This window comes from Paenibacillus sp. RS8 (assembly GCF_041956825.1).
In the GTDB taxonomy this organism is placed as follows: Bacteria; Bacillota; Bacilli; order Paenibacillales; family Paenibacillaceae; genus Paenibacillus_AQ.
In genome coordinates this window covers 4,277,612-4,297,481 of sequence record NZ_CP168131.1, presented here as the reverse complement: position 1 = coordinate 4,297,481, position 19,870 = coordinate 4,277,612, and the positions used below count along the sequence as shown (strand labels likewise).

At 41.4% G+C, this 19,870-nt stretch carries 16 protein-coding genes; 4 read left to right on the top strand and 12 right to left on the bottom strand.

Annotated elements, in window-relative coordinates; genetic code table 11:
- The first annotated feature begins 14 nt into the window (after nt 1-14).
- Nucleotides 15-1,733, top strand: coding sequence for a sensor histidine kinase (locus ACDZ28_RS20235; protein ID WP_375102612.1), 1,719 nt, complete (start codon nt 15-17; stop codon nt 1,731-1,733).
- A gap of 18 nt (nt 1,734-1,751) precedes the next feature.
- On the top strand, nt 1,752-3,362 hold the full coding sequence (locus ACDZ28_RS20230) for a response regulator (protein WP_375102611.1): 1,611 nt from the start codon (nt 1,752-1,754) through the stop codon (nt 3,360-3,362).
- Between the two features lie 65 nt (nt 3,363-3,427).
- Here ACDZ28_RS20230 and ACDZ28_RS20225 read toward each other — a convergent pair whose 3' ends face one another.
- Nucleotides 3,428-4,522 carry a glycosyltransferase gene (locus tag ACDZ28_RS20225; protein ID WP_339290432.1) on the bottom strand — a complete coding sequence of 365 codons (1,095 nt, stop codon included), beginning with the start codon at nt 4,520-4,522 and terminating at the stop codon, nt 3,428-3,430.
- A 168-nt stretch (nt 4,523-4,690) separates the two neighbouring features.
- Between ACDZ28_RS20225 and thiD the strand changes: the two genes are divergently transcribed.
- Complete coding sequence (gene thiD, locus ACDZ28_RS20220; protein ID WP_042126537.1) at nt 4,691-5,503, top strand: bifunctional hydroxymethylpyrimidine kinase/phosphomethylpyrimidine kinase; 813 nt, start codon at nt 4,691-4,693, stop codon at nt 5,501-5,503.
- Between the two features lie 92 nt (nt 5,504-5,595).
- On the opposite strand, the gene ACDZ28_RS20215 is transcribed toward thiD, so the two are convergent.
- The 9 genes from ACDZ28_RS20215 to ACDZ28_RS20175 form a co-directional block, all read right to left on the bottom strand.
- On the bottom strand, nt 5,596-5,970 hold the full coding sequence (locus tag ACDZ28_RS20215; protein ID WP_042126535.1) for a DoxX family protein: 375 nt from the start codon (nt 5,968-5,970) through the stop codon (nt 5,596-5,598).
- 244 nt (nt 5,971-6,214) lie between these two features.
- The gene (locus ACDZ28_RS20210; protein ID WP_042126534.1) at nt 6,215-6,646 is read right to left on the bottom strand and encodes an Rrf2 family transcriptional regulator; all 432 of its coding nucleotides are present in this window, start codon (nt 6,644-6,646) and stop codon (nt 6,215-6,217) included.
- Nucleotides 6,647-6,773: 127 nt separating this feature from the next.
- Nucleotides 6,774-7,202: a hypothetical protein gene (locus ACDZ28_RS20205; RefSeq protein WP_042126531.1), complete on the bottom strand. Its 429-nt coding sequence runs from the start codon at nt 7,200-7,202 to the stop codon at nt 6,774-6,776.
- Nucleotides 7,203-7,315: 113 nt separating this feature from the next.
- Nucleotides 7,316-8,659, bottom strand: coding sequence for a glycoside hydrolase family 30 beta sandwich domain-containing protein (locus ACDZ28_RS20200; protein WP_375102610.1), 1,344 nt, complete (start codon nt 8,657-8,659; stop codon nt 7,316-7,318).
- Between the two features lie 123 nt (nt 8,660-8,782).
- A complete protein-coding gene (locus ACDZ28_RS20195; protein WP_375102609.1) occupies nt 8,783-10,387 on the bottom strand; it encodes a sugar ABC transporter substrate-binding protein in 1,605 nt (534 codons plus the stop codon).
- A gap of 120 nt (nt 10,388-10,507) precedes the next feature.
- Nucleotides 10,508-11,395 (bottom strand): carbohydrate ABC transporter permease, encoded by an 888-nt coding sequence (locus tag ACDZ28_RS20190; protein ID WP_042126526.1) that lies wholly within the window; start codon nt 11,393-11,395, stop codon nt 10,508-10,510.
- A gap of 14 nt (nt 11,396-11,409) precedes the next feature.
- Nucleotides 11,410-12,351 (bottom strand): sugar ABC transporter permease, encoded by a 942-nt coding sequence (locus tag ACDZ28_RS20185; protein WP_076117432.1) that lies wholly within the window; start codon nt 12,349-12,351, stop codon nt 11,410-11,412.
- Nucleotides 12,352-12,628: 277 nt separating this feature from the next.
- Nucleotides 12,629-13,639, bottom strand: coding sequence for a LacI family DNA-binding transcriptional regulator (locus ACDZ28_RS20180; RefSeq protein ID WP_042126523.1), 1,011 nt, complete (start codon nt 13,637-13,639; stop codon nt 12,629-12,631).
- A gap of 111 nt (nt 13,640-13,750) precedes the next feature.
- Nucleotides 13,751-14,653, bottom strand: a complete 903-nt coding sequence (locus ACDZ28_RS20175) for an ArsR/SmtB family transcription factor (protein WP_375102608.1) — start codon at nt 14,651-14,653, stop codon at nt 13,751-13,753.
- Nucleotides 14,654-14,802: 149 nt separating this feature from the next.
- Between ACDZ28_RS20175 and ACDZ28_RS20170 the strand changes: the two genes are divergently transcribed.
- Nucleotides 14,803-16,308 carry an alpha-N-arabinofuranosidase gene (locus ACDZ28_RS20170; RefSeq protein ID WP_375102607.1) on the top strand — a complete coding sequence of 502 codons (1,506 nt, stop codon included), beginning with the start codon at nt 14,803-14,805 and terminating at the stop codon, nt 16,306-16,308.
- A 65-nt stretch (nt 16,309-16,373) separates the two neighbouring features.
- Here the strand turns inward: ACDZ28_RS20170 and ACDZ28_RS20165 are convergent, their stop codons facing one another.
- Nucleotides 16,374-18,755 carry an alpha-L-arabinofuranosidase C-terminal domain-containing protein gene (locus ACDZ28_RS20165; RefSeq protein ID WP_375102606.1) on the bottom strand — a complete coding sequence of 794 codons (2,382 nt, stop codon included), beginning with the start codon at nt 18,753-18,755 and terminating at the stop codon, nt 16,374-16,376.
- Between the two features lie 194 nt (nt 18,756-18,949).
- Nucleotides 18,950-19,855: a hypothetical protein gene (locus ACDZ28_RS20160; protein ID WP_339290421.1), complete on the bottom strand. Its 906-nt coding sequence runs from the start codon at nt 19,853-19,855 to the stop codon at nt 18,950-18,952.
- Nucleotides 19,856-19,870: the final 15 nt, after the last annotated feature.

Sequence of the window (19,870 nt, the reverse complement as noted above, 5' to 3'; positions counted from 1 at the left end):
TTTATAATGATTCTATGACCAAAAAAACAGCGGAACATAAAACCTACCCCATTCGTCATTATATTAAAGTCATGATGTTGGTTTCGTTCACAGTCCTTATATTGGATTTAGCGATCAGCATCGCTTCCATTTCCATTGTTAAGCAGCAGTCCACTCGAAATTTGCAGGATACCGCGGCACTCTACATCAATCGTATTAATCATGATTTTGCCTACATTAATCACTATATGGGCTGGACGCTTGGAAACGATGAGAGCTTGCTTGCGATGAATACTTACGGGGTCAACAGCATCGAGTTCTTAAAGGCAAATGATAATCTGCATAAGCGCTTTACCGAGCTGCAAAAAAACTACGGACATGAGTACAACTTCTTCTATTATTTGAAAAATGAAAACTATTTTTTAAACTGTGCGCCGATCAGCGTAACCTATACGGATTACAGGATGCTCAAAACGAAGATTATTTCTTATATTAATGATAAGGAGATGTATGAGAAGTTTTACTCCAAATGGACGCCTATCCTTGTAAACAACCACTATTATGTAATAAATATCGTTCCCTATTACAATCGGTATTTAATTGGGTTGATCTCCGCTGATAATCTGATCCGCCCTCTACGCCAAATTAATCTGGGAGCCAATGGATACGTTTCTCTAGTGGATGAGAATGAACAGCCTTTATCAAGTCCTATATCGAACAGTGGTAAGCTGGTAACGGAAGATGGGGGATTCTCTAATCTTTTGCAATCGCGTACAACAATCAACAGCGCCTTCTCGGACACTAATTTCAGCACCAAAATGGTCATTAAATATGGCATCTTTGAAAAAATCATGATTGCTCAGCTGCTTATAATGCTGCTCTTCTTCATTGTGACTTCCACTTTATGCATCGTTCTGCTGTTTTTCAAAAAAAGAGTACTGGGCCCGATTCAAAGCTTCTCTGAGAACCTTGCTTTCATTAATGAGGCAGGGCAGCCCGCAGATTTTAAGAGCAGTGAGATTATAGAGCTGGAACAGGCAAACACACAGTTTAAAGACTTAGTTGAACAAATTAAGACCTTCAAAATCGCTATGTATGAGCAGGAGCTGGAGAAGCAGCGGATACAACTGGATTATATGAAGCTACAGATCAAGCCCCACTTTTTCTTAAATTGCCTGACTAGCATCTATAGCATGGCCCAAATTGAAATGTATAAAGAAATTGAGAATATGACGTTGTCTACGTCCAAATACTTTCGTTATATTTTTCAAAACGGCGAAAATTTTGTCCGGCTGGAGGATGAAATCGAGCATGTCCGAACCTATCTAGAGATTCAAAAGCAACGTTATCAGGATGCATTTATTTACAATATCGAGCAAGAGGATCAGGCAAGCTGTGTGGAAATTCCGCCATTAGTGCTGCAAACCTTCATCGAAAATTCTATTAAATATGCGATTTCACGAGAACATGAAGTAGAAATTAAGCTTACAGTCCGACGATTACGGATTGAAGAGGAAGACATGCTTGTTATTCAGCTCACCGACACCGGTCCCGGTTTTCCACCGCAAGTGTTAGAGAAGCTTAATCTTGGAGAGCCCCTGGATCAAAGCAAAGGTACGCAGATCGGCATTATGAATACGCTTAAAAGACTTGAATACCTTTATTTAAAAAGAGCAACCATCACCTTTTCCAATTTGGAGAGCGGCGGCGCTAGTGTAATTTTATTTCTTCCGGAGCTTCCTAAAAAAATCTAAAGGAATGGAGAGCTAACTATGAATGTACTGCTTGTTGATGATGACTTTTATGTTATTGCCGCATTGCAAAAGAGAATAGACTGGGAATCGTTACACATTGATACGGTCTATACAGCAAATAATGTCGCACAGGCACGTGAAATAATAGAAAAGCATTCTATTCAAATTCTAATTTCGGATATTGAAATGCCGCAGGGTAGCGGACTGGAATTACTGGCCTGGATTCGCGAAGGGAATTATAGCATTCAGACTATACTTCTTACCAATTATGCAGATTTCAACTACGCGCAGAAAGCGATCGAATTGCAAAGCTTTGAATATTTTCTGAAGCCCATCGAATTTGATAAGCTGATGCTGATTATCCACAAGGCGGTCACACAGGCAAAAGAGCAGCAAAGAAATGAAAAAGCCATTCAAGGCGGTTACTTTTGGCAAAAAAACCAGGCGAAGATTCTCGAGCATTTTTGGCGTAAGCTGGTTAGTGGAAGCACATCATTTCCGATTAAATTAGCGGACATCACCCATGCCATTGAAGAACAGAACCTCTCCTATCAAATGAGCGACACCCTGCAGCCTTTGATCTTCAACTTATTTCCTTACAACGGCAGTATGGGAAAAGAAGAGAAGGATCTTTTTGATTTTGCGCTGCTGAACGTATTATACGAATTGTTACAGAGTCCTTGCTTTACTATCGAGAGCATTCTGGAATATAAAGATTATAATTGGATCGCCTTATTAAAATGGAACCAGACACCGGACACTCCGTTGCTTGAAGGATTATGCTCTTCCTTTATTCAAAAGGCGAATCCTTATTTAAAATGTGATGTCTGCTGCAATATCGGTCTATACGATAAACTGAATAATGTAGGGAATGTTCTAAAACAATCCTTGCGCATGGATGAGGAAATTACGAGATGCAGAAATCAGACCTTTTTAGTGGAAGCCTATCTCTATCAAAATAAAACAGGCTACACGCCACCGGATCTTGCCCATTTGGAAGAGCTGCTGAACCAAAATCAATTCACTACGTTTCTTGAGGAAGTTACGCAATATTTAAAGGTTATGCTGAACAATAGAACACTTGAGACCTCTGTCCTTAGCTTGTTTCGCTTAGATATTGTTCAGCTAGTCTATTCATTTCTCAACCTTAAAGGGATACGGTCGCACAAATTATACTCCGGCAAAACTAACGATAAATTATCCATGCACTCTCTAAACTCTATCGAGGATATGGAAGAATATCTTAAATATCTAGTGACTACAGCCATGAAATACCGTGAGTTTGCCGCACAGACCAAATCCGTCGCCGAGGAAATCAAACAATACATTCATTCGCATTACGGTGATGATCTATCGCGAAATGATTTGGCCGAAATTGTCTACCTCAATCCTGATTATCTGGCAAGAATATTCAAACGAGAAACTGGTGTTTCATTAGGCAGCTACGTCATCCAAGTTAGAATCGCGGCTGCAAAGCATCTATTGGAAACCACAAATATGTCTGTTTATACTGTCGCAAACAAGGTTGGCTATAACAACTACTCCTATTTCTCTAAGCTGTTCAAACAAGAGGTCGGACTCCCACCCAACGATTACAAAAAAGAACAACAATACAATCCAGCATATTAAAAAAGAGGGTGTCTTAACGACGAACCCCCCCAGAGTCATTATCATGACGACTGGGGGCATTTTTGTTAAGCTTGAAACGCTACATATTTGTCGCCAAGCAAATTTTTAAAATAAGTGCGGTTATATAACATGCTAGGATGGGACGGATAAAAGTTAAGCGCCGTTTCATTATGATGATTTGCTAACTCGTGTTGGCCAAGGCGATCGTAACAGAGTGCCAATTGGAGATGCGGCAGCCAGGTATAAAAAATCCCATTTTTCATCCCCATCGAATCGTTATCCCGTGGCAGCTGTATCGCAAGCTCATACCAGTATGTTGCTGGCTGCAATTGACCCTTTTCCAAAAGAAGGGCCCCAAGTCGGCAGCAGAACTCTGAACGTGGTTTATCGTACTGTAACGTTCTGCATAATGCTTCATATGCGCCGTCTTTATCCCCCAGCCGTTCCCGGCATTCGGCAAGCCTTAAGCAAGCTTGAAAATTATCTTCTATCCAGCCCTGTCCACCCGCCAAAAACAGCTCGTAGTATTTGCAAGCCTCTTCATTTATAGCATGATCCCTTAATTCATTCGCATAATAATACTGATCCCTTGGAGAGAATGTTTCACCCTCAGCCACTCTTTTTTGGTAAATCCGCAAATTACGGTCTGTATATTCCTTATCCTTCTCATGGGTAATACAGACATCACTACTAAAGGAAGGGCCACTTACCTCTAGATACTCATGTACTGGGCCAATCCATTGAAAATTACAGCTCCGGCGAACAAGCCGGTTCCGACGCAAGCTGGCTGTGACATTTCCCGCCTCGTCAAAAGCCAAATTATATTGCATGTTCACACTATGGATATGTTTTGGAAGAATCTCTTTCAGCTTCTTAAACAGAATCTGATCCGCTACCTTTATATAGTCATCCGCATCCAACCAGAAAATGTATTCCTGTGTAGCTTTACTGAAGGCAAAATTACGCGCGGCACTAAAGTTATCGATCCATTCGAAATCATAAATCACAGCTCCGAAGGACAATGCGATCTCTTTTGTCTTATCCGTCGAGCCTGTATCCACGATAATAACTTCATCTACAAGACTTGCAACGCTAGATAAACATCTATGCAAGCTTTTTTCTTCATTTCGTACAATCATACATAAACTAATCGTGACCATACTCGCCCTCCTAAGCGTTTTATTAAAGATTTCTTTCTATATTGATATGCAGGGTTAGTGAAATGGAATCCTACACTTGCTTTTTAGAAAGACGTAGGTGCTATTTTTTGTTATAATCAATGCAATGCGTTGTTTATGAATTCAGACATATATAAAGGGGACGTTACCATGACTCAAATTATTAAAACTCTAACTATTGCAGGCAGCGACTCCAGTGGTGGCGCAGGCATCCAAGCGGATCTAAAAACATTTGAAGAGTATGGTACCTACGGCTTCAGTGCCTTGACAACTATCGTTACAATGGACCCGGACAACGGCTGGCACCATAATGTTTATCCAATTGACGCCTCCATTGTTGCTGAGCAGCTAAAAACTATTTTCGCAGGCGGCCCGGTAAATGCCATGAAGACAGGTATGCTGGGAAGCGTTGAAATCGTGCGTGTTGCTGAGCAAGCGATTAAAGAAAATCTACAGACCAATGTAGTGATTGATCCGGTCATGGTCTGCAAAGGCGAAGATGAGGTTTTAAACCCAGACAGCGCGGAGGCTATTCGCGATTTACTGCTGCCACTAGCTACTGTGGTTACTCCAAATCTGTTTGAAGCTGGCGTTCTTTCAGGTCTTGGAAAGCTTTCTACGCTAGAGGACATGAAAGAAGCTGCTCGTCTGATTCATAAGCTCGGTGCACGTAATGTCGTGGTTAAAGGCGGCAAAGCACTCGGGGGCGATCAAGCGATTGATGTCTTCTTCGACGGTTCTGAGTACACCGTATTTCAAACAGCCAAAATCGAGCCCGCTCACAATCATGGAGCCGGATGTACCTTCGCCGCAGCCATTACAGGCGGTTTAGCTAACGGTCTATCCGTTCATGAAGCTGTAGCAAAAGCTAAGGATTTTGTCTCTGCAGCCATCCGTAATGGATTTGCATTCAATGAATATGTAGGACCTGTATTTCATGGTGGCTACCGTTTAGAGCGCTAGAACCTCTGAGCTTAAGCTCCAGAAACATAAAATGGCAGTCCAGATGCTGAAATTCAGCACTGAACTGCCATTTTTTTATGGTGTAAGGATAATTAATTAAACCCTGGAAAGTCACTCAGATCGGAAAGACGGATGAAAAATACGATAAAAGCTAACACACCAAGCAAAATAATCGGAAAGCATTGTTTGAACGAATCTTTTGCGCGAATATGAGTCAGAACTCCACCAATAGCAGTAACTCCAAGTAAAAGTGCTCCTGCCGCTGCCCAACTCGGCTCCCAGTAACCAACAACCAAAGCTGCCGCGGCGACAAGCTCAACGAGTCCTGTTACCACCCGAAACCATTGTGGTAAACGCCATTTTTTAAAGTTGTCCACATGCATTTTTGAACCCGCTGCTTTTCCCGATCCTGCCATAACGAAAGCAAGTACCAGCAAGCTTTGCAAAACGATGGCTACAATATTCATTGTCATCTCTCCCCAAAATATATTTGCAACAATGACAAGCACATATTAATGCAAAAGAATTCCCTGCTATAAGACAGTGGATACCTATGCTACTCCGCTTCGTTAGTTCCCCCTTGTTATTATATGTGCTTACCTTAAGCACAATACCTACAAAATAAAATTGCAGTGCTGCTGACTGCAACTCACTTAATTATAGTAGCTAAATAAAAAAATAAACCAGCTGTTTTATTATTAAATAAAAATATTAAGAAAAAAACTCTACCCGCTCCATCACATTAGTAATCGTATATTGACGTAAATACTCAATCGTCCGTAGCTCCGTCTCCTGGAGAATCCTTTCTAACTCGACATCGAGTAAGGCACTTGCTCCACACGCCAGATCCACTTCAGGCTCCTCCACCGTTGTACTAACTGCCTCATAAATCTCACCTAATGTAATCTCATCGGCAGATTTCAGAAGCACATACCCACCTTCTCTTCCACCTTTGGACTCTACGATTCCGGCAGTTGCCAAAGACTGCATCACTCTACGCATAAAGGTCGCGTGTGAATTGACTTGGCTTGCAATCATTGCACTAGACAAGATGCTTCCGCTTTTAGCCAGCCAAACGATCGAATGTACCGCTATTTTAAAACGGGGAGGTCCGATGTTCACTCCACGATTAGCTGTACTCATGCCCCATCTCCCCTTTCAACTGCAATTATATAAAGCACATTATAGAGTAAAACAAGGGTTGGAGCAAACCAACAAGGGCACATTCCATTGGAGTATGCCCTGTAATATTCAGCGTTTCTATGATCCATTATTCAAAATTGGTAAACTTAAAACTCTGCTTATGCTTTCGTCCATTCTGATCATTCCACGAAAGTACGACTTCCAATTCTTTAGCCCCATTCTTCACAAAAAAATGGCTAAAACTAACCGTTTCATTCGGTCTCATATCATAGCTAAATGGATCTGTTAAGATGATTTGTTCTTGAAGAGGCTCTTGCACGGGTCGATACAACTCGAAAGTTACACCCATCGTATCTTCACTTATGTTGGTGACTAATAGCTCGTAGCTCTTATATTTTTCCGGTTGTGGAGAAGGCAATTTACTTTTATGAAGCTCCACCGCCCATTTGGTTGTTTCACTCTTTATAGGTAGCACACTTTTAACAGCAAAAATACTAGAACCACCAGTAATCATCAAACACAGAACTAGCAGCGTCAGTACAAACTTTCGGTTCAATGCTCATGTCTCCTCGCTATAGGGATGCGTTTAAGATTTTACGAACACTGATTTTTTATACGTTTTTTGACAAAAAAAAGTACTCGAATTAAAATCCGAGCACTTCATGCACATTATTTTATTAAAATCGATAAGGCACTTTTTGAGGCTAAACGGAACGATAAATCTTCTTTACCTTGCAAGCTCACTGTTACATTCTCATCCTTCTCACTATCGTTGAACAGAACAACCGCAATTGAGTGATCTGTATTCTTAAAAGCTACGGAACGAATTACTTCCTGATTAGTGGAAGCATCAATACGCACAGACTTAGGACGAATGAATTTGCTGAAGTGTGCCAGTGCATAGTAGTCCAGCGTATACGTAAGTTCTTTAGTCTCTTGGTTAACCGTCACAACACCGCGACAGGTACTTTTGCCAAAGCCCGGTACAGTTGGACCGTTCTTCTCATCTAAGGCCATATTCCACAAGACAAAGGATTTACTATGGTTTCTAAGAATATCAATCCCTGTTCTCATTACATTCGAGAAGGCTTGTTCAAACGGAGGAATCCATTCTCCACCAGAACCTTCTGTAAAATGCACTTCTTTATCTGCAAACGCCTTCAGAACCTCTGATTGTGCTGACGCATTCCCACCATACCAGTGCCAAGCTACACCGTCTACTTCATCTTTTGCATAATTCAGCACGGTTAGTGGATAATCCAGACGATCCCAGTTGTGGTCATAGCAGAGAATTTTTGTGTTAATGTTATGTTTCACGAAGCTGGGCTTCAGATAGTTTTTAATGAAATCTCTTTGCGCCTCTGGCAACATTAACATACTAGGATAGTGCTTTGGTTCAAAAAGAGGCTCGTTCTGCGGGGTTACCGCATAAGTTGGCAGACCGTGCTTTTCAAATGCTTGAATGTATCGTACAAAATAATCGGCATAAGCCTGGTAATATTCTTGTTTAAGTTCACCGGCGATCATCGATCCGCTAGTCTTCATCCAGCCTGGTGCACTCCAAGGCGAAGCCATCAGCTTAATCTCAGGGTTAAGTTCCAGTGCTTGTTGTAACAAAGGGATAATATCAGCTTCATCGTGTGCGATGGAGAACCGAGTTAATTCCGTATCGGTTTCCTGTGCAGGCATATCGTCATAGCTATAAATAGATCTGGCATAATCCGATGCTCCCATTGGATTTCTTAGTACCGACAAGCCGATTCCATCTTGGGAATGAAAAAGCTTACTCATGACTTCTTTTTTCTGTTCATTGTCTAGCACTTGGTTAATCAAATAGGCGGATGAATCTGTAAAGGATGCCCCGAACCCATCCATTTCCTGAAAGGTTTGATTCTCATCAAGGTTTACAGTGGTGACTGTCTCATCTGAAGCTATTGGAGTTAATTGTTCTAGTGTTTGCTCTACAAACAATTCGTTCTCCCCTGTAGATTGATAAATTTTCAGTTTTGTCATGTTGTTTCCCTCCACTTTTCTATATATCTTGCTGTGTTGATCACTCCTGTAATGATGAGGCCCCGGCAAAGAGGCCCCGTCCGACTGCTGCTTATTTAAGGCCTAATTTTTCTTTGTTATTCTTCATTTTTCAGTACGAATTTCTACGATCTTATCCCAGTTGTTTTCATTCAAGAATGTTTTATAAGCAGCCAAAGTGCTTTCAAATGTAGCATCATCCTTTGAACGAATTAAACTTACAAGAGTAGTATTCCAAGTAGCATCAATTGCAGTGAGACTGCGCGCTTCAGGCGTGCCTTGAGCAGGGTTGATATTTTCCAGAATGAAGTGAGGTTTCATCTTTCCTTTGCCCCATTCTTGCATTTGTTTAATCGACTCTGCGAATGCATCATTACTCAATGCTTTATCACGGTCATGTCCGAAGAACATAAATTCGCCCATCCGGTAATCTTTTTTAAATTTATCCGCATTGTTCAATTGAAGATCTTTGATTTCAGGTAAGAATTCAATTTTACCGGCTTCGTTAACTTTATAGGTCTCTCCTTCAATACCGTAGTTCATAAGCTTCTGTCCTTCTTCACTAAGCAAATACGTGTATACTTGAATGGCTTTAGCAGGGTCTTTAGCCTTTTTAGTAATGAAACTGATCATCCAACCAGTAATTCCTGACTGATTCAACGTTGGCTCATGTCCTACTGTGCTTTGCGGTCCATCAATAGCGATATATTCTTTGCCTGGATTTCCAGTCATGAAGATCTGCAGGTTACCACTTTGTTGAGGCGTTCCATCCAGCAGCAGCGTTGCATATTTACCTGATTTTAATTTTTCTTCAAAGCCTGTTCCGTCATCAGCAAAACTGTCATCACTGATGTCACCATTTCTGTAGACTTCATTTAACGTTTTTAACCAAGTCAAGTAATCCTCATCCAGGTTACGGTTGTAGAATTCACCATTTTCAGTTTCCATCGGTACGCCGATGAAGTCCTGTAGTACATCTCCCAAGGAACCAGTACCTGTACCAATGGAGTTAAATCCAAACGGAATCATTTCTGGGAACTGCTTTTTGATTTGTTGCATAGCACTCTTGAATTCTTCCGGAGTACCAATGGTTGGTTTTCCAATCGCTTCGTAAACATCCTTACGGATGACAAATGCTGTTTTCGCAGGAATGTTACCGCTGTCATAATCGTTTTGAGTATTCGAGTAGTTAGGATAGCCATAAGTCTTTCCATCAGCTAATTGGAACCAGTTCATTGTATCTTTTGCAGCTACTTTATTGAAATAAGGATCGTATTTATCTGCCAGATCATTCAAAGGCAGCGCCCATGTTGAAGCTTTTTGTACCACAGGAGAGTTGGAATCAAGTACAGTCAACAAGTCAGGCATTTCGCCACCAGCAAAAATAGTATTTAACTTCGTGTCGTCCCCAGTAATAAATTTAATATTGATATTTAAATCCTCTTTAATTTTCTTTGTAACGAGATCCTTGCCGAAATCAGTATTCCACCAATCTGCATTCACGTACCAAGTAAGATCTGTAGTCTCTTCTTTTGTATCCAGCTTCCAAGCCGGTGTTTCCGGGTCAATCGTATAACGACCTTCAATGGAGCTCAGTTCTTTGCTGGAATTATCAGAACTCCCCTTCGATCCACAACCGGTAAATACCAATACAACAGCCATAAGCGCAGTACAAAGTTTGAGTCCTTTTTTCCCAAATGCTTTGTTCATTTCTTGTTTCCCCCTAAAAAGTTTTGTAAGTACAGGAAGTGTAGATCTAATTGTGCTAGCTACACTTCCGATGGATCACTTCGCACATAAGTGTTTGCTATAAAAAAACCTCCTAACTTTCTATTCTTTAACCGCCCCCATCATCATTCCTGAAATAAAGTACCTTTGTAATATTGGATACATCACAACAATCGGCAAAGTTGTAATGACAATTGTTGCTAGTTGAACCCCTTTAGTCGTAGTTTCGATAATGGCAGATCCACCGACATTTTGCATGGATTGCGTTTGAGACTGAACGATGATTTCATAGAGCTTCATCTGCAGCGGATAGAGTGCTTGATCGGTAATGTATAATTTGGTGGTCATAAAGTCATTCCATTGCCCAACCCCGTTAAATAACGCAATAGTAGCCATAGCCGGCATAGAAAGAGGGATAAATATCTTTAGGAAAATACGCCAGTCACCTGCACCATCGATTTTGGCTGACTCTTCAAGTGAATCCGGAACGTTTCTAAAGAAGTTCATTAGAATAACCACATCATAATAACTGAATAAGGCCGGGATAATATAAACCCAAAAGCTGTTCAATAGACCAAGTGACTTAATCAATAAATACGTTGGGATCATACCACCCGAGAAGAACATGGTGACAACACCCATGGCAACGTACAGCTTGCGGCCACGTATGTATTTTTTACTCAACCCATAACCGATCATCGCGCAAAAGAATACGTGGGTAATGACACCGATGAACGTTTTGGCAATCGAGACCAGGAATGCTAGACCAATCGTCTCGTCTTTAAATACAGCCCGATAATTTTCTAAGGAGAACTCAGGAGACCAAAATATAAATCCGCCTTCCGCGAGCGCCTTCCCTGAACTTAAGGATGATATGACCACATTCCATAAAGGAACAACGATAATTACAGTACAAATACAGAGCAAGATAATGTTTATGGTATTAAAGATTCGACTGTCGAGATCTTCTTTAGCTACCGTCCGATTCACAGAAATGCCTCCTTTTACAGAACTGATTGATTATCATTTAATTTGCTAGATACTTTGTTGGCACTAATCAATAGGATCACTGATACGATGGAGACACCTAAACCAACAGCGGTTGCATAAGAGAAGTCACCTTGCGTCATACCCATTCGATACACATAAGAATTAATTACTTCTGCTTTTTCACGGTTCTGAGAATTCATCAAGACCAAGGTTTGATCTAGATTCGATCCTAATAAACCGCTTACAGTCAGAATAAGGTTTAAACTGATAATCGGCTTCATGTTAGGGAGGGTAATATTCCAAATTTGTCTCATACGACTGGCCCCATCTATTTTGGCAGCTTCATAATAGGTAGGATCAATTTTCGACATGATGGCTAGGTATAAAATCGTTCCCCAACCCGCCTCTTTCCAAATATCCGATAACGTTGCAATCCACCAATACTTGTTCGCATCGAGTAAAATATTTACCGGTTTCGAAATGATTCCTAAATTGAGCAGGATTTCATTAATCATTCCGGATGAAGAGAACCAAGCAATCAACATCCCGCCCAGAACGATCCATGACAAAAAGTGGGGTAAATAAGAGATCGTTTGTACTAATTTCTTAAAGCGTCCAGCGCTCAACTCGTAAATCATAACGGATAGAATAATAGGAATAATAAAACCTATGGCTAATTTCAGAAAGCTGATCCCCAAGGTATTTACTACAGCATCCCAAAAATATTTGTCTGATAATATAATTCTGAAATTATCAAGCCCAACCCATGGTGCAGAATCGAGCGTATCAATTACGGTGTAACTCTTAAAAGCAATCGTCAATCCGTAAATAGGAATGAAACAAAAAATAATCATAAAAATAATTCCTGGAATGATCATGGACTGGATTTCCCATTGTCTCTTATAATCAATCACAAATTCTTTGACCCTCTGTCCCATAGGTTTCTTACTACTCATTGGATTCTTCCCGTTCACTGGCACTACGGCTAATTTATCCACGTTTTTCTTCTCCCCTCCAAATCATGATCCCCAAAACAATAAAAACGTTTTTATTTCTTCGAAAAAAAAACCTCCTAAAAGCAATAAAATTATCAAGCATAAACGCCTTGAGCGTCTTTATCATGACGATATGCGTTTAAGCGAGAAATATAAGATATAAAGTATAGGTGCAAACTTATACTTTCTTATATTTAAAAAAAGATCGGATACCCTCTTGTTGCCCTTCTTGAAAGCATTAGTACCGATCAATCTTTACTTGAGTAGAACCACGTACAATCAATTCGCCTGTCAATTTCATCATTTCGCCTTGTTCCTTCTTCTGAATCATGCGAACCAGGTGATTAACGGATAGAATACCTTGTCTGGCAATTTGATTTCTTACTGTAGTTAATGGCGGTGAGAAATACTGTGCAATATCAATGTCATCAAATCCCATAACGCTTATCTCTAACGGGACTTCGTATCCATGCGATTTCAAAGCTTGAATACATCCAATAGCGCTCAAATCATTCCCTGCTAGAAAAGCATCCGGTATTTTATCAGGACTCAAGTGAACTAAAGACTTGATAGCGTTATAGGTGCTCTCTTCTTCAAAATATCCTTGTATAATATACTCTTCGTTCGTTGGAAGCTGATATTGCCGCAAGGCGGCCAAGTATCCTTCTTTCCGCTGAACACTGTCATACATCTCATCCACACCAGATATGTAAGCAATTTTCTTATGTCCCAGACTGATTAAATATTTGGTTGCTTCGTACCCCGCTTCAAAGGAATCGAAGATCACGCTTCCCATCGTATCATTCTTAAGCGGCCGATCCAGAAACACTGCTTTGATCTTATCTTTCACCATTGCAGCTATTTCTTCTTCATCAATTCTCATCTCTTCGTAGATAATGACACCATCTACACGCCGGCCTAGAATATTGCTCATAATGACTTGTTTATCCTTTGTAACAAATACATTTAGCCCATAACCTAACCGATCACATTCACGAGACATGGACTCCACCAGCTTATAGAAGTATGGACCCGATACACTCGTCGTAAAAAAACCTAGCATTTTAGTTTTCCCGTTCCTTAGGAGCTTACCATTTAGATTCGGAACATAATTTAATTGCTTCGCGACCTTAAGAACATGTGATTTCGTCTCCGGGTTTAATACATCTACGTCATTTAGTGCGTTAGAGACCGTAGAAATGGAGACTCCTGCCTCTCTGGCAACATCTTTAATAGTTACCTTTTCCATAATGATTCAATCTTCCTTTACGAATAAAAACGTTTTTATAGATTTAAATTAACATAAAAACGTTTTCATTACAATATGTTTTTTTTATTTTTATTATTTCTCTATTTCGAATTATTCATAATAGACTCTGAACACCATATCTTGCTCATAGTTCCCAAATCCACGCCCGAATAATGTTAATCCACCTCTTCTACGTCCGCTATCCTCTGCACTTAAACGAAATGTCCACTGGTCCTGTTCTACAAGTACATCATCAAGTGTCACCGCTGATATTTGCTGCCCATCTATAAATGTTCCACCTGCATTAATCCGCAGCACCTTCAGCAAACCATATTGGTTAACATCTGAATTCCACCAAGGAGGGGTTAATCGTCCTCTAGTTAGGCCGAAATCTCCTGGACTTGTCCATTTCCCTAAATCCTGTCCATTCATAGAAAAAGCAATATCCGACGGCCATTTCTCATTTACATGCGGAGCCTCAGAACCGATCTCCATAGAAATTTCTATCTCCTGCACGACCTGATCCTTAAACAGATAATTAGGAACCTTATATTCGATATACCCTTTAGCAAACCATAAAATACCAGCTTTCACTCGCTCTGGGTCCAGGAAATAACGTGGATCATCATAATATCCGATTAACTTGTCTGTAGTTGCAATTCCGCAAGTAGGTGATGCCTGAACATCAGTATACTGTCCTACAGGAATCGAAACCTCAACAACCTTTCTAGCGATTCCCCGAGAACCTGATAATTTAATCTGCAGGTAGTTGGTAGACAATGAACAGTACTTATATGTCCCTCCATCCACACGTCTCATTTTAGAGCTAATCAGACCTGCTTTTTGCAGTTTGGCAACATGGGTGCTAACTATCGCACTGCTTAGATAGAGTTCGGCTGCCAGCTCTTTAATATGCATTTCTTTGCGGTCCAGTAGTTCGATTATCCTTAGCCTGACTTCACTTGCTAGTGCTTCGTAGACCCGAAGCGATTCAGTATCTGTAGTTAAGTGCATTCCGTTATCCCCTATGCCTTTGAATTAGTATTTTTACGAATCCTAAATTATTTGATTGCTTATCATATCTTATTCTAAGTACTATGTAATCATAAATCGTTTTATCAGTTAATAATAATATTAATTCTACTTGAAGGAGATATGTATTCATGACGATTAAATCCACTATGATTATTGACAAGGATTTTAAACTATCAGAAGTAGACACCCGAATCTACGGCTCCTTCATCGAGCATTTAGGCAGGGCCGTATATGGTGGTATTTATGATCCAGGTCACCCTACTGCAGATCTCAATGGTTTTCGAGCAGATGCCATTGAAGCTATCCGAGCACTAAATGTTCCTATCATTCGTTATCCCGGCGGAAATTTTGTATCCGGTTACAACTGGGAAGACGGTGTTGGGCCTAAGAACGAACGTAAGCATTCCCTAGAACTAGCTTGGTGGACAACAGAAACGAATCAAGTGGGCACTAATGAATTTGCTGATTGGGCTAAACTCGTTGGCTCTGAAGTCATGATGGCGGTTAACCTGGGCACTCGCGGCATTGACGCAGCTAGAAACCTAGTAGAGTATTGCAACCATCCTTCCGGCTCCTACTATAGTGACCTGCGAATTTCCCATGGATATAAAGAACCTCATGCCTTCAAGACCTGGTGTCTGGGTAATGAAATGGACGGCCCTTGGCAGATTGGCGCTAAAACAGCGGCTGAATATGGTCGATTAGCGAACGAAACAGCGAAGGCGATGCGCTGGGTAGATCCAACCCTAGAGCTTGTGGCATGCGGCAGTTCCGGCAGCGGTATGGACACTTTTGCAGAGTGGGAAGCTACCGTGCTAGATCTTTCTTATGAGAACGTAGACTACCTCTCACTGCATACTTACTACAACAACAACGAAGATGATACTCCTAATTTTCTAGCCCGCTCAATGGATATGGATCACTTCATCAACAGTGTAGCTGCTACCTGTGATTATATTCAAGCTAAGAAAAAGAGCAAGAAGAAAATTAATCTTTCCTTGGATGAGTGGAATGTGTGGAAGTCGCAAGGTAGCAGTCGTGCCGAAAAACATTGGCAGATCGCTCCACCCGAATTTGAAGATATATACACACTAGAAGATGCACTGGTCGTGGGCTGCTGTCTCATTACATTACTAAAACATGCGGATCGTGTAAAGATGGCTTGCATCGCTCAGCTTATTAATGTTATTGCCCCTATTATGACTGAAAACGGCGGTCCACTGTGGCTTCAGACCACTTATTATCCATATCTGCATGCATCCCTATATGGCCGTGGAACCGTGCTTCATCCGTTGATCTCCAGCCCTAAATACGATTCTAAAGATTTTAGTGATGTGCCATACTTGGAAGCCATTAGTGTATACAACGAGGAGCAGAATGAAGTTACTGTCTTTGCTGTAAATCGTCATTTATCCGAGGGACTTGAACTGGACATGGACCTGCGCAGCTTTAATTCCGTTAACATCATTGAGCATATTGTACTGAAACATGAAGAGATTAAAGCTGTAAATACCAAATCCAACCCCCATAACGTAATACCTAGCCAAGGAAATGCTACATTTGAAGGTGGACATGTGAAGGCCCTTCTCGCAAAAGCATCCTGGAACGTGATCCGTCTCCGGGTGAACAGCTAGATAAGCGCACATAAACGCCCCTTGAATCTATGTAACACTAAAGATTCAGAGGGGCGTTTGTAGTTTTATTTTATTCTAAAAATCGTTACGGATTGCTTTGGAAACTCATAAGAAAAGGTGCTTCCCACTGTTGTGAAAATAGATTGCTTAGGGGAGACGAGCTCCTTATTCTCGAAGTTATTTTCGTCCTTAAGCTGGTAGCCCGACAGTTCATACACCTCGACGGACAAGTCCTTTGTTGCCAGCCCTTCAAATACAATGTCAGCAGAAACGCTGTTCTCTTGTACGTTCACTGTCTTAAGAATGATATCCCCTGTGGCATCCTCCACACTTGCTGTATAATACAGCGGTTCGATGACCGGAGGTTTGTCCTCTGTTTCATTGATTAGCTCTCCGTTAATGTAAGTACGAATATGTCTGCCTGATACTTCTAGCTTCAGATCGTATTCTACGTCTGTTTCAACCGAAAACATCGAATGCGTCAGAACTGAGTTTCTCCCGTTAATGATAGATGCCACTATGGAATCCTGATTCTGCCAGCCGCCTAGTTCCCAATACAAATGATTCTGATCATCCACTTTGCCAAAATAGAACACAAACCCTTTATTCCCTGCGGTTCTAGTAGCCTGGATATTCAAGGTATAGCTATCCCACCCCGTCTCACCAAGGTCTAATATTCGTTTGGTCGTTCCGTTCTGAGCAGGGTCCGGGAGATTTGATATCTCTTCTGACAGATCAGAATACGACTTCACTTCTCCAGTAACATTGTTAACCAAAGTGATCTCGGAGAACCGGGCAGCGGATGCATCCACGCCCAAGCTAATCGCTCCAGTGATCGCTTCAACTGTACGTTCCTCGGGTGCTGTGAAGTCGTTCGCTTCTATCTCGAGTAGCTGATCTCCTTGATGGTTCATGAATAGCTTTTGAACATAGTAGTTCGCAGTTCCATACACCTCATGATTATTAAACCAGATTAAATCCGGCTTCCAGTTGATATAATCCACATTGCAGAGCATAGGCGCATAACATGCCAAGCCAACCGCATGCGCGTTATTCTGAAGCCCCGTCATAAAAGCCGCTTCCACCAGCGCGTTGTAATACGTATTGCCCCATGAAGCATATTCGCCTAAGAACACTTTCGGTTCATCAGCCTTAAAGTCATCATAACGGTGATGATTCGCCAGGAACCATTCTGGTGTACAGTAATAGTGCTCGTCTACAAAATCAGACTTATTCTCTTTTGCCGATGTCCAGCCCCGATCATATTCCTTACCTGCTGAGAATGGACCGCTCGAATTGATGACCTTGATTTGCGGATATTTCTCTTTAATGGCTTGATGAAAGTAAGGATATCGCTCGAAAAAGGGTGCGCCTACCTCTTCATTACCGATGCCGATATACTCTAATCCAAAAGGTTCCGGGTGACCAAGCTCCGCACGTATACTTCCCCATTCCGTTGATAAATCCCCATTTGCAAATTCGATCAAATCCAGTGCATCCTCTACCCAGGGCGTTAATTCGTCCAGCGGCACCATACGTTTATGATGTGGATCGTAGCCGCCCGGAATAACGGGAATCGGCTTGGCTCCAATATCCTCACAGAACTGAAAATATTCAAAATAACCTAACCCAAGCGTCTGATTATAGGACCAGTTATTCCGCCTTGCCGGCCTTTGTGCCACATCCCCGATTGTATTTTTCCATCTGTACATGGAATCTCTGTCATCTGGATTCAAAGAACCGTCATGCACCAGACAGCCTCCCGGAAAACGCATGAATTTAGGCTTTAAGTCGGCGAGTAATCGTGAAATGTCTTCACGCATGCCCCCAGATCTGTTCATAAAGGTCTTCTCTGGAAACAGAGAAACCATGTCCAGATATACCTTGCCGCTCCCTTTGGTAACGATTACAAGACGTGAGCTAGTATCCGTAGCATTAGCCTTAATAACTGCTTCGTATCGAGTCCATTCGGAGTTATTCACGGCTATTTTCGCTTCACCATAAATTATGCCATTTATACTTTCAATGGTTATGGTAAGAGGCATATCAAAGCTTATTTCCCGGCGAGCATACACCGAGAACTTATAATTCTCGCCTTCTTTTACAGGAATGCCACTATTGAATCCAAGATTCATCAGCCCAACGCCGTCACCTTCAGCCACAATATCAATGGCTACATAATGTGGATTACGTTCATTCAAGGGATTGCTATCCTCCACCGTGATGACGGCTTTCCCACCTCCACGACCTACAGGCTCCCAAGCCATTAACGCATGATAATCCGCCCGATCAATCGGATCAAATTCAAAAGATCGGTTCTGAACCAGCTCAGCATAAAGGCCACCATCTGCCGCATGATTTAAATCCTCGAAGAAGATCCCGAATAAATCACTTAATGCCGCACCACGCTGCTGTGTATGTATTGTCAGAGTTCCGTCCGTCTTCATTAGTTCATCACTCCTCGTCAAAGTCATTTAATTTATATTTATATTACTTAGTTCATATCTATATAAATCATTATAATGAGTTTACTTCACATTCGTCAATTCAGATGCTTTGAATGAATAACAAAAAGGCCGATATTGTATGAAAATCCATACAACATCAGCCTTTTATAACACAGGTCCAATAATACTCTTATTTATTTGGCAGTCATTTGCCCTACTAAGAACTCGACAAAATCAGTTGATTTGTTCTTATCTTCACCTTCTCCAAACACCCCGATGATCATCTTCCGAGAATGAATAGGAAGGTCTGTAGCAAACTTCGTATCTGTAATATCTACGCCAGTGATCCACTCTTCACCGTTTTCCGTATTTTTTATACGTTTCAAACGAATATCATCTAAAGGTAGTCCAGCTGATTTTACGAACGGCTCCAGATTCTTAAGTCCTTGTTGCTGCCCAATCCAATCAAAAGTAGCATCATCCAAAATAAGAATATCCGGACGATCCGCCGCCAGCATCGCCATCGCGCGCTGGATATAAGTCATGTCTAACGCGCCTCCACCCTCACCGCCTGTGGAGGGAAGGTATACGACTTCCGTCTTTACCCGCTTCCAAGCTGGATAACGATTGACGATCTCTTGTTTAAGCTCTTCATCCTTACCTGATGGATCTTGGGATTCATAGTTTCCTAGGAACATGATAGTTACATCCACTGGCGGGAGTGAAGCTTCATATTTTTTAGCTTGATATTGATTATAAAGTGCATTGCCTCCAAAGATTAATACCAACAGCACGATGACTGATACAAAAGTATGGACTTTGTATAGCCTAAAGAAATTCTCCGATTTACGCGCTATGCCGGAAAAGGCTCCCCATTTCTCTAGCCGCTTGTCCTCAGCCTCCTGAATTTCCTTTTGATCCAAGCCGTCTAGGATTGTTTTGAAAGCTAAAAACTCTTCTTCATAGGCTGCAGCCTCAGACTCTGAGGAATTTGATTTACGGCGTTTTAAGAGCAAATCAAATTTTTTATTCAGTTCCTCGCGGGTAATGTCTTCAGGCAAGTCCAAACGTTCGTAAGCCTCTTTTAACTTCTCATTCAAATTGATGACTCCTTC

Coding starts and splice junctions, on each gene's coding strand:
- ACDZ28_RS20200 (WP_375102610.1), bottom strand. CDS start 8,659: ATGACAAAACTGAAAATTTATCAATCTACAGGGGAGAACGAATTGTTT.
- ACDZ28_RS20230 (WP_375102611.1), top strand. CDS start 1,752: ATGAATGTACTGCTTGTTGATGATGACTTTTATGTTATTGCCGCATTG.
- ACDZ28_RS20215 (WP_042126535.1), bottom strand. CDS start 5,970: ATGAATATTGTAGCCATCGTTTTGCAAAGCTTGCTGGTACTTGCTTTC.
- ACDZ28_RS20185 (WP_076117432.1), bottom strand. CDS start 12,351: ATGAGTAGTAAGAAACCTATGGGACAGAGGGTCAAAGAATTTGTGATT.
- ACDZ28_RS20195 (WP_375102609.1), bottom strand. CDS start 10,387: ATGAACAAAGCATTTGGGAAAAAAGGACTCAAACTTTGTACTGCGCTT.
- thiD (WP_042126537.1), top strand. CDS start 4,691: ATGACTCAAATTATTAAAACTCTAACTATTGCAGGCAGCGACTCCAGT.
- ACDZ28_RS20170 (WP_375102607.1), top strand. CDS start 14,803: ATGACGATTAAATCCACTATGATTATTGACAAGGATTTTAAACTATCA.
- ACDZ28_RS20210 (WP_042126534.1), bottom strand. CDS start 6,646: ATGAGTACAGCTAATCGTGGAGTGAACATCGGACCTCCCCGTTTTAAA.
- ACDZ28_RS20225 (WP_339290432.1), bottom strand. CDS start 4,522: ATGGTCACGATTAGTTTATGTATGATTGTACGAAATGAAGAAAAAAGC.
- ACDZ28_RS20175 (WP_375102608.1), bottom strand. CDS start 14,653: ATGCACTTAACTACAGATACTGAATCGCTTCGGGTCTACGAAGCACTA.
- ACDZ28_RS20235 (WP_375102612.1), top strand. CDS start 15: ATGACCAAAAAAACAGCGGAACATAAAACCTACCCCATTCGTCATTAT.
- ACDZ28_RS20165 (WP_375102606.1), bottom strand. CDS start 18,755: ATGAAGACGGACGGAACTCTGACAATACATACACAGCAGCGTGGTGCG.
- ACDZ28_RS20180 (WP_042126523.1), bottom strand. CDS start 13,639: ATGGAAAAGGTAACTATTAAAGATGTTGCCAGAGAGGCAGGAGTCTCC.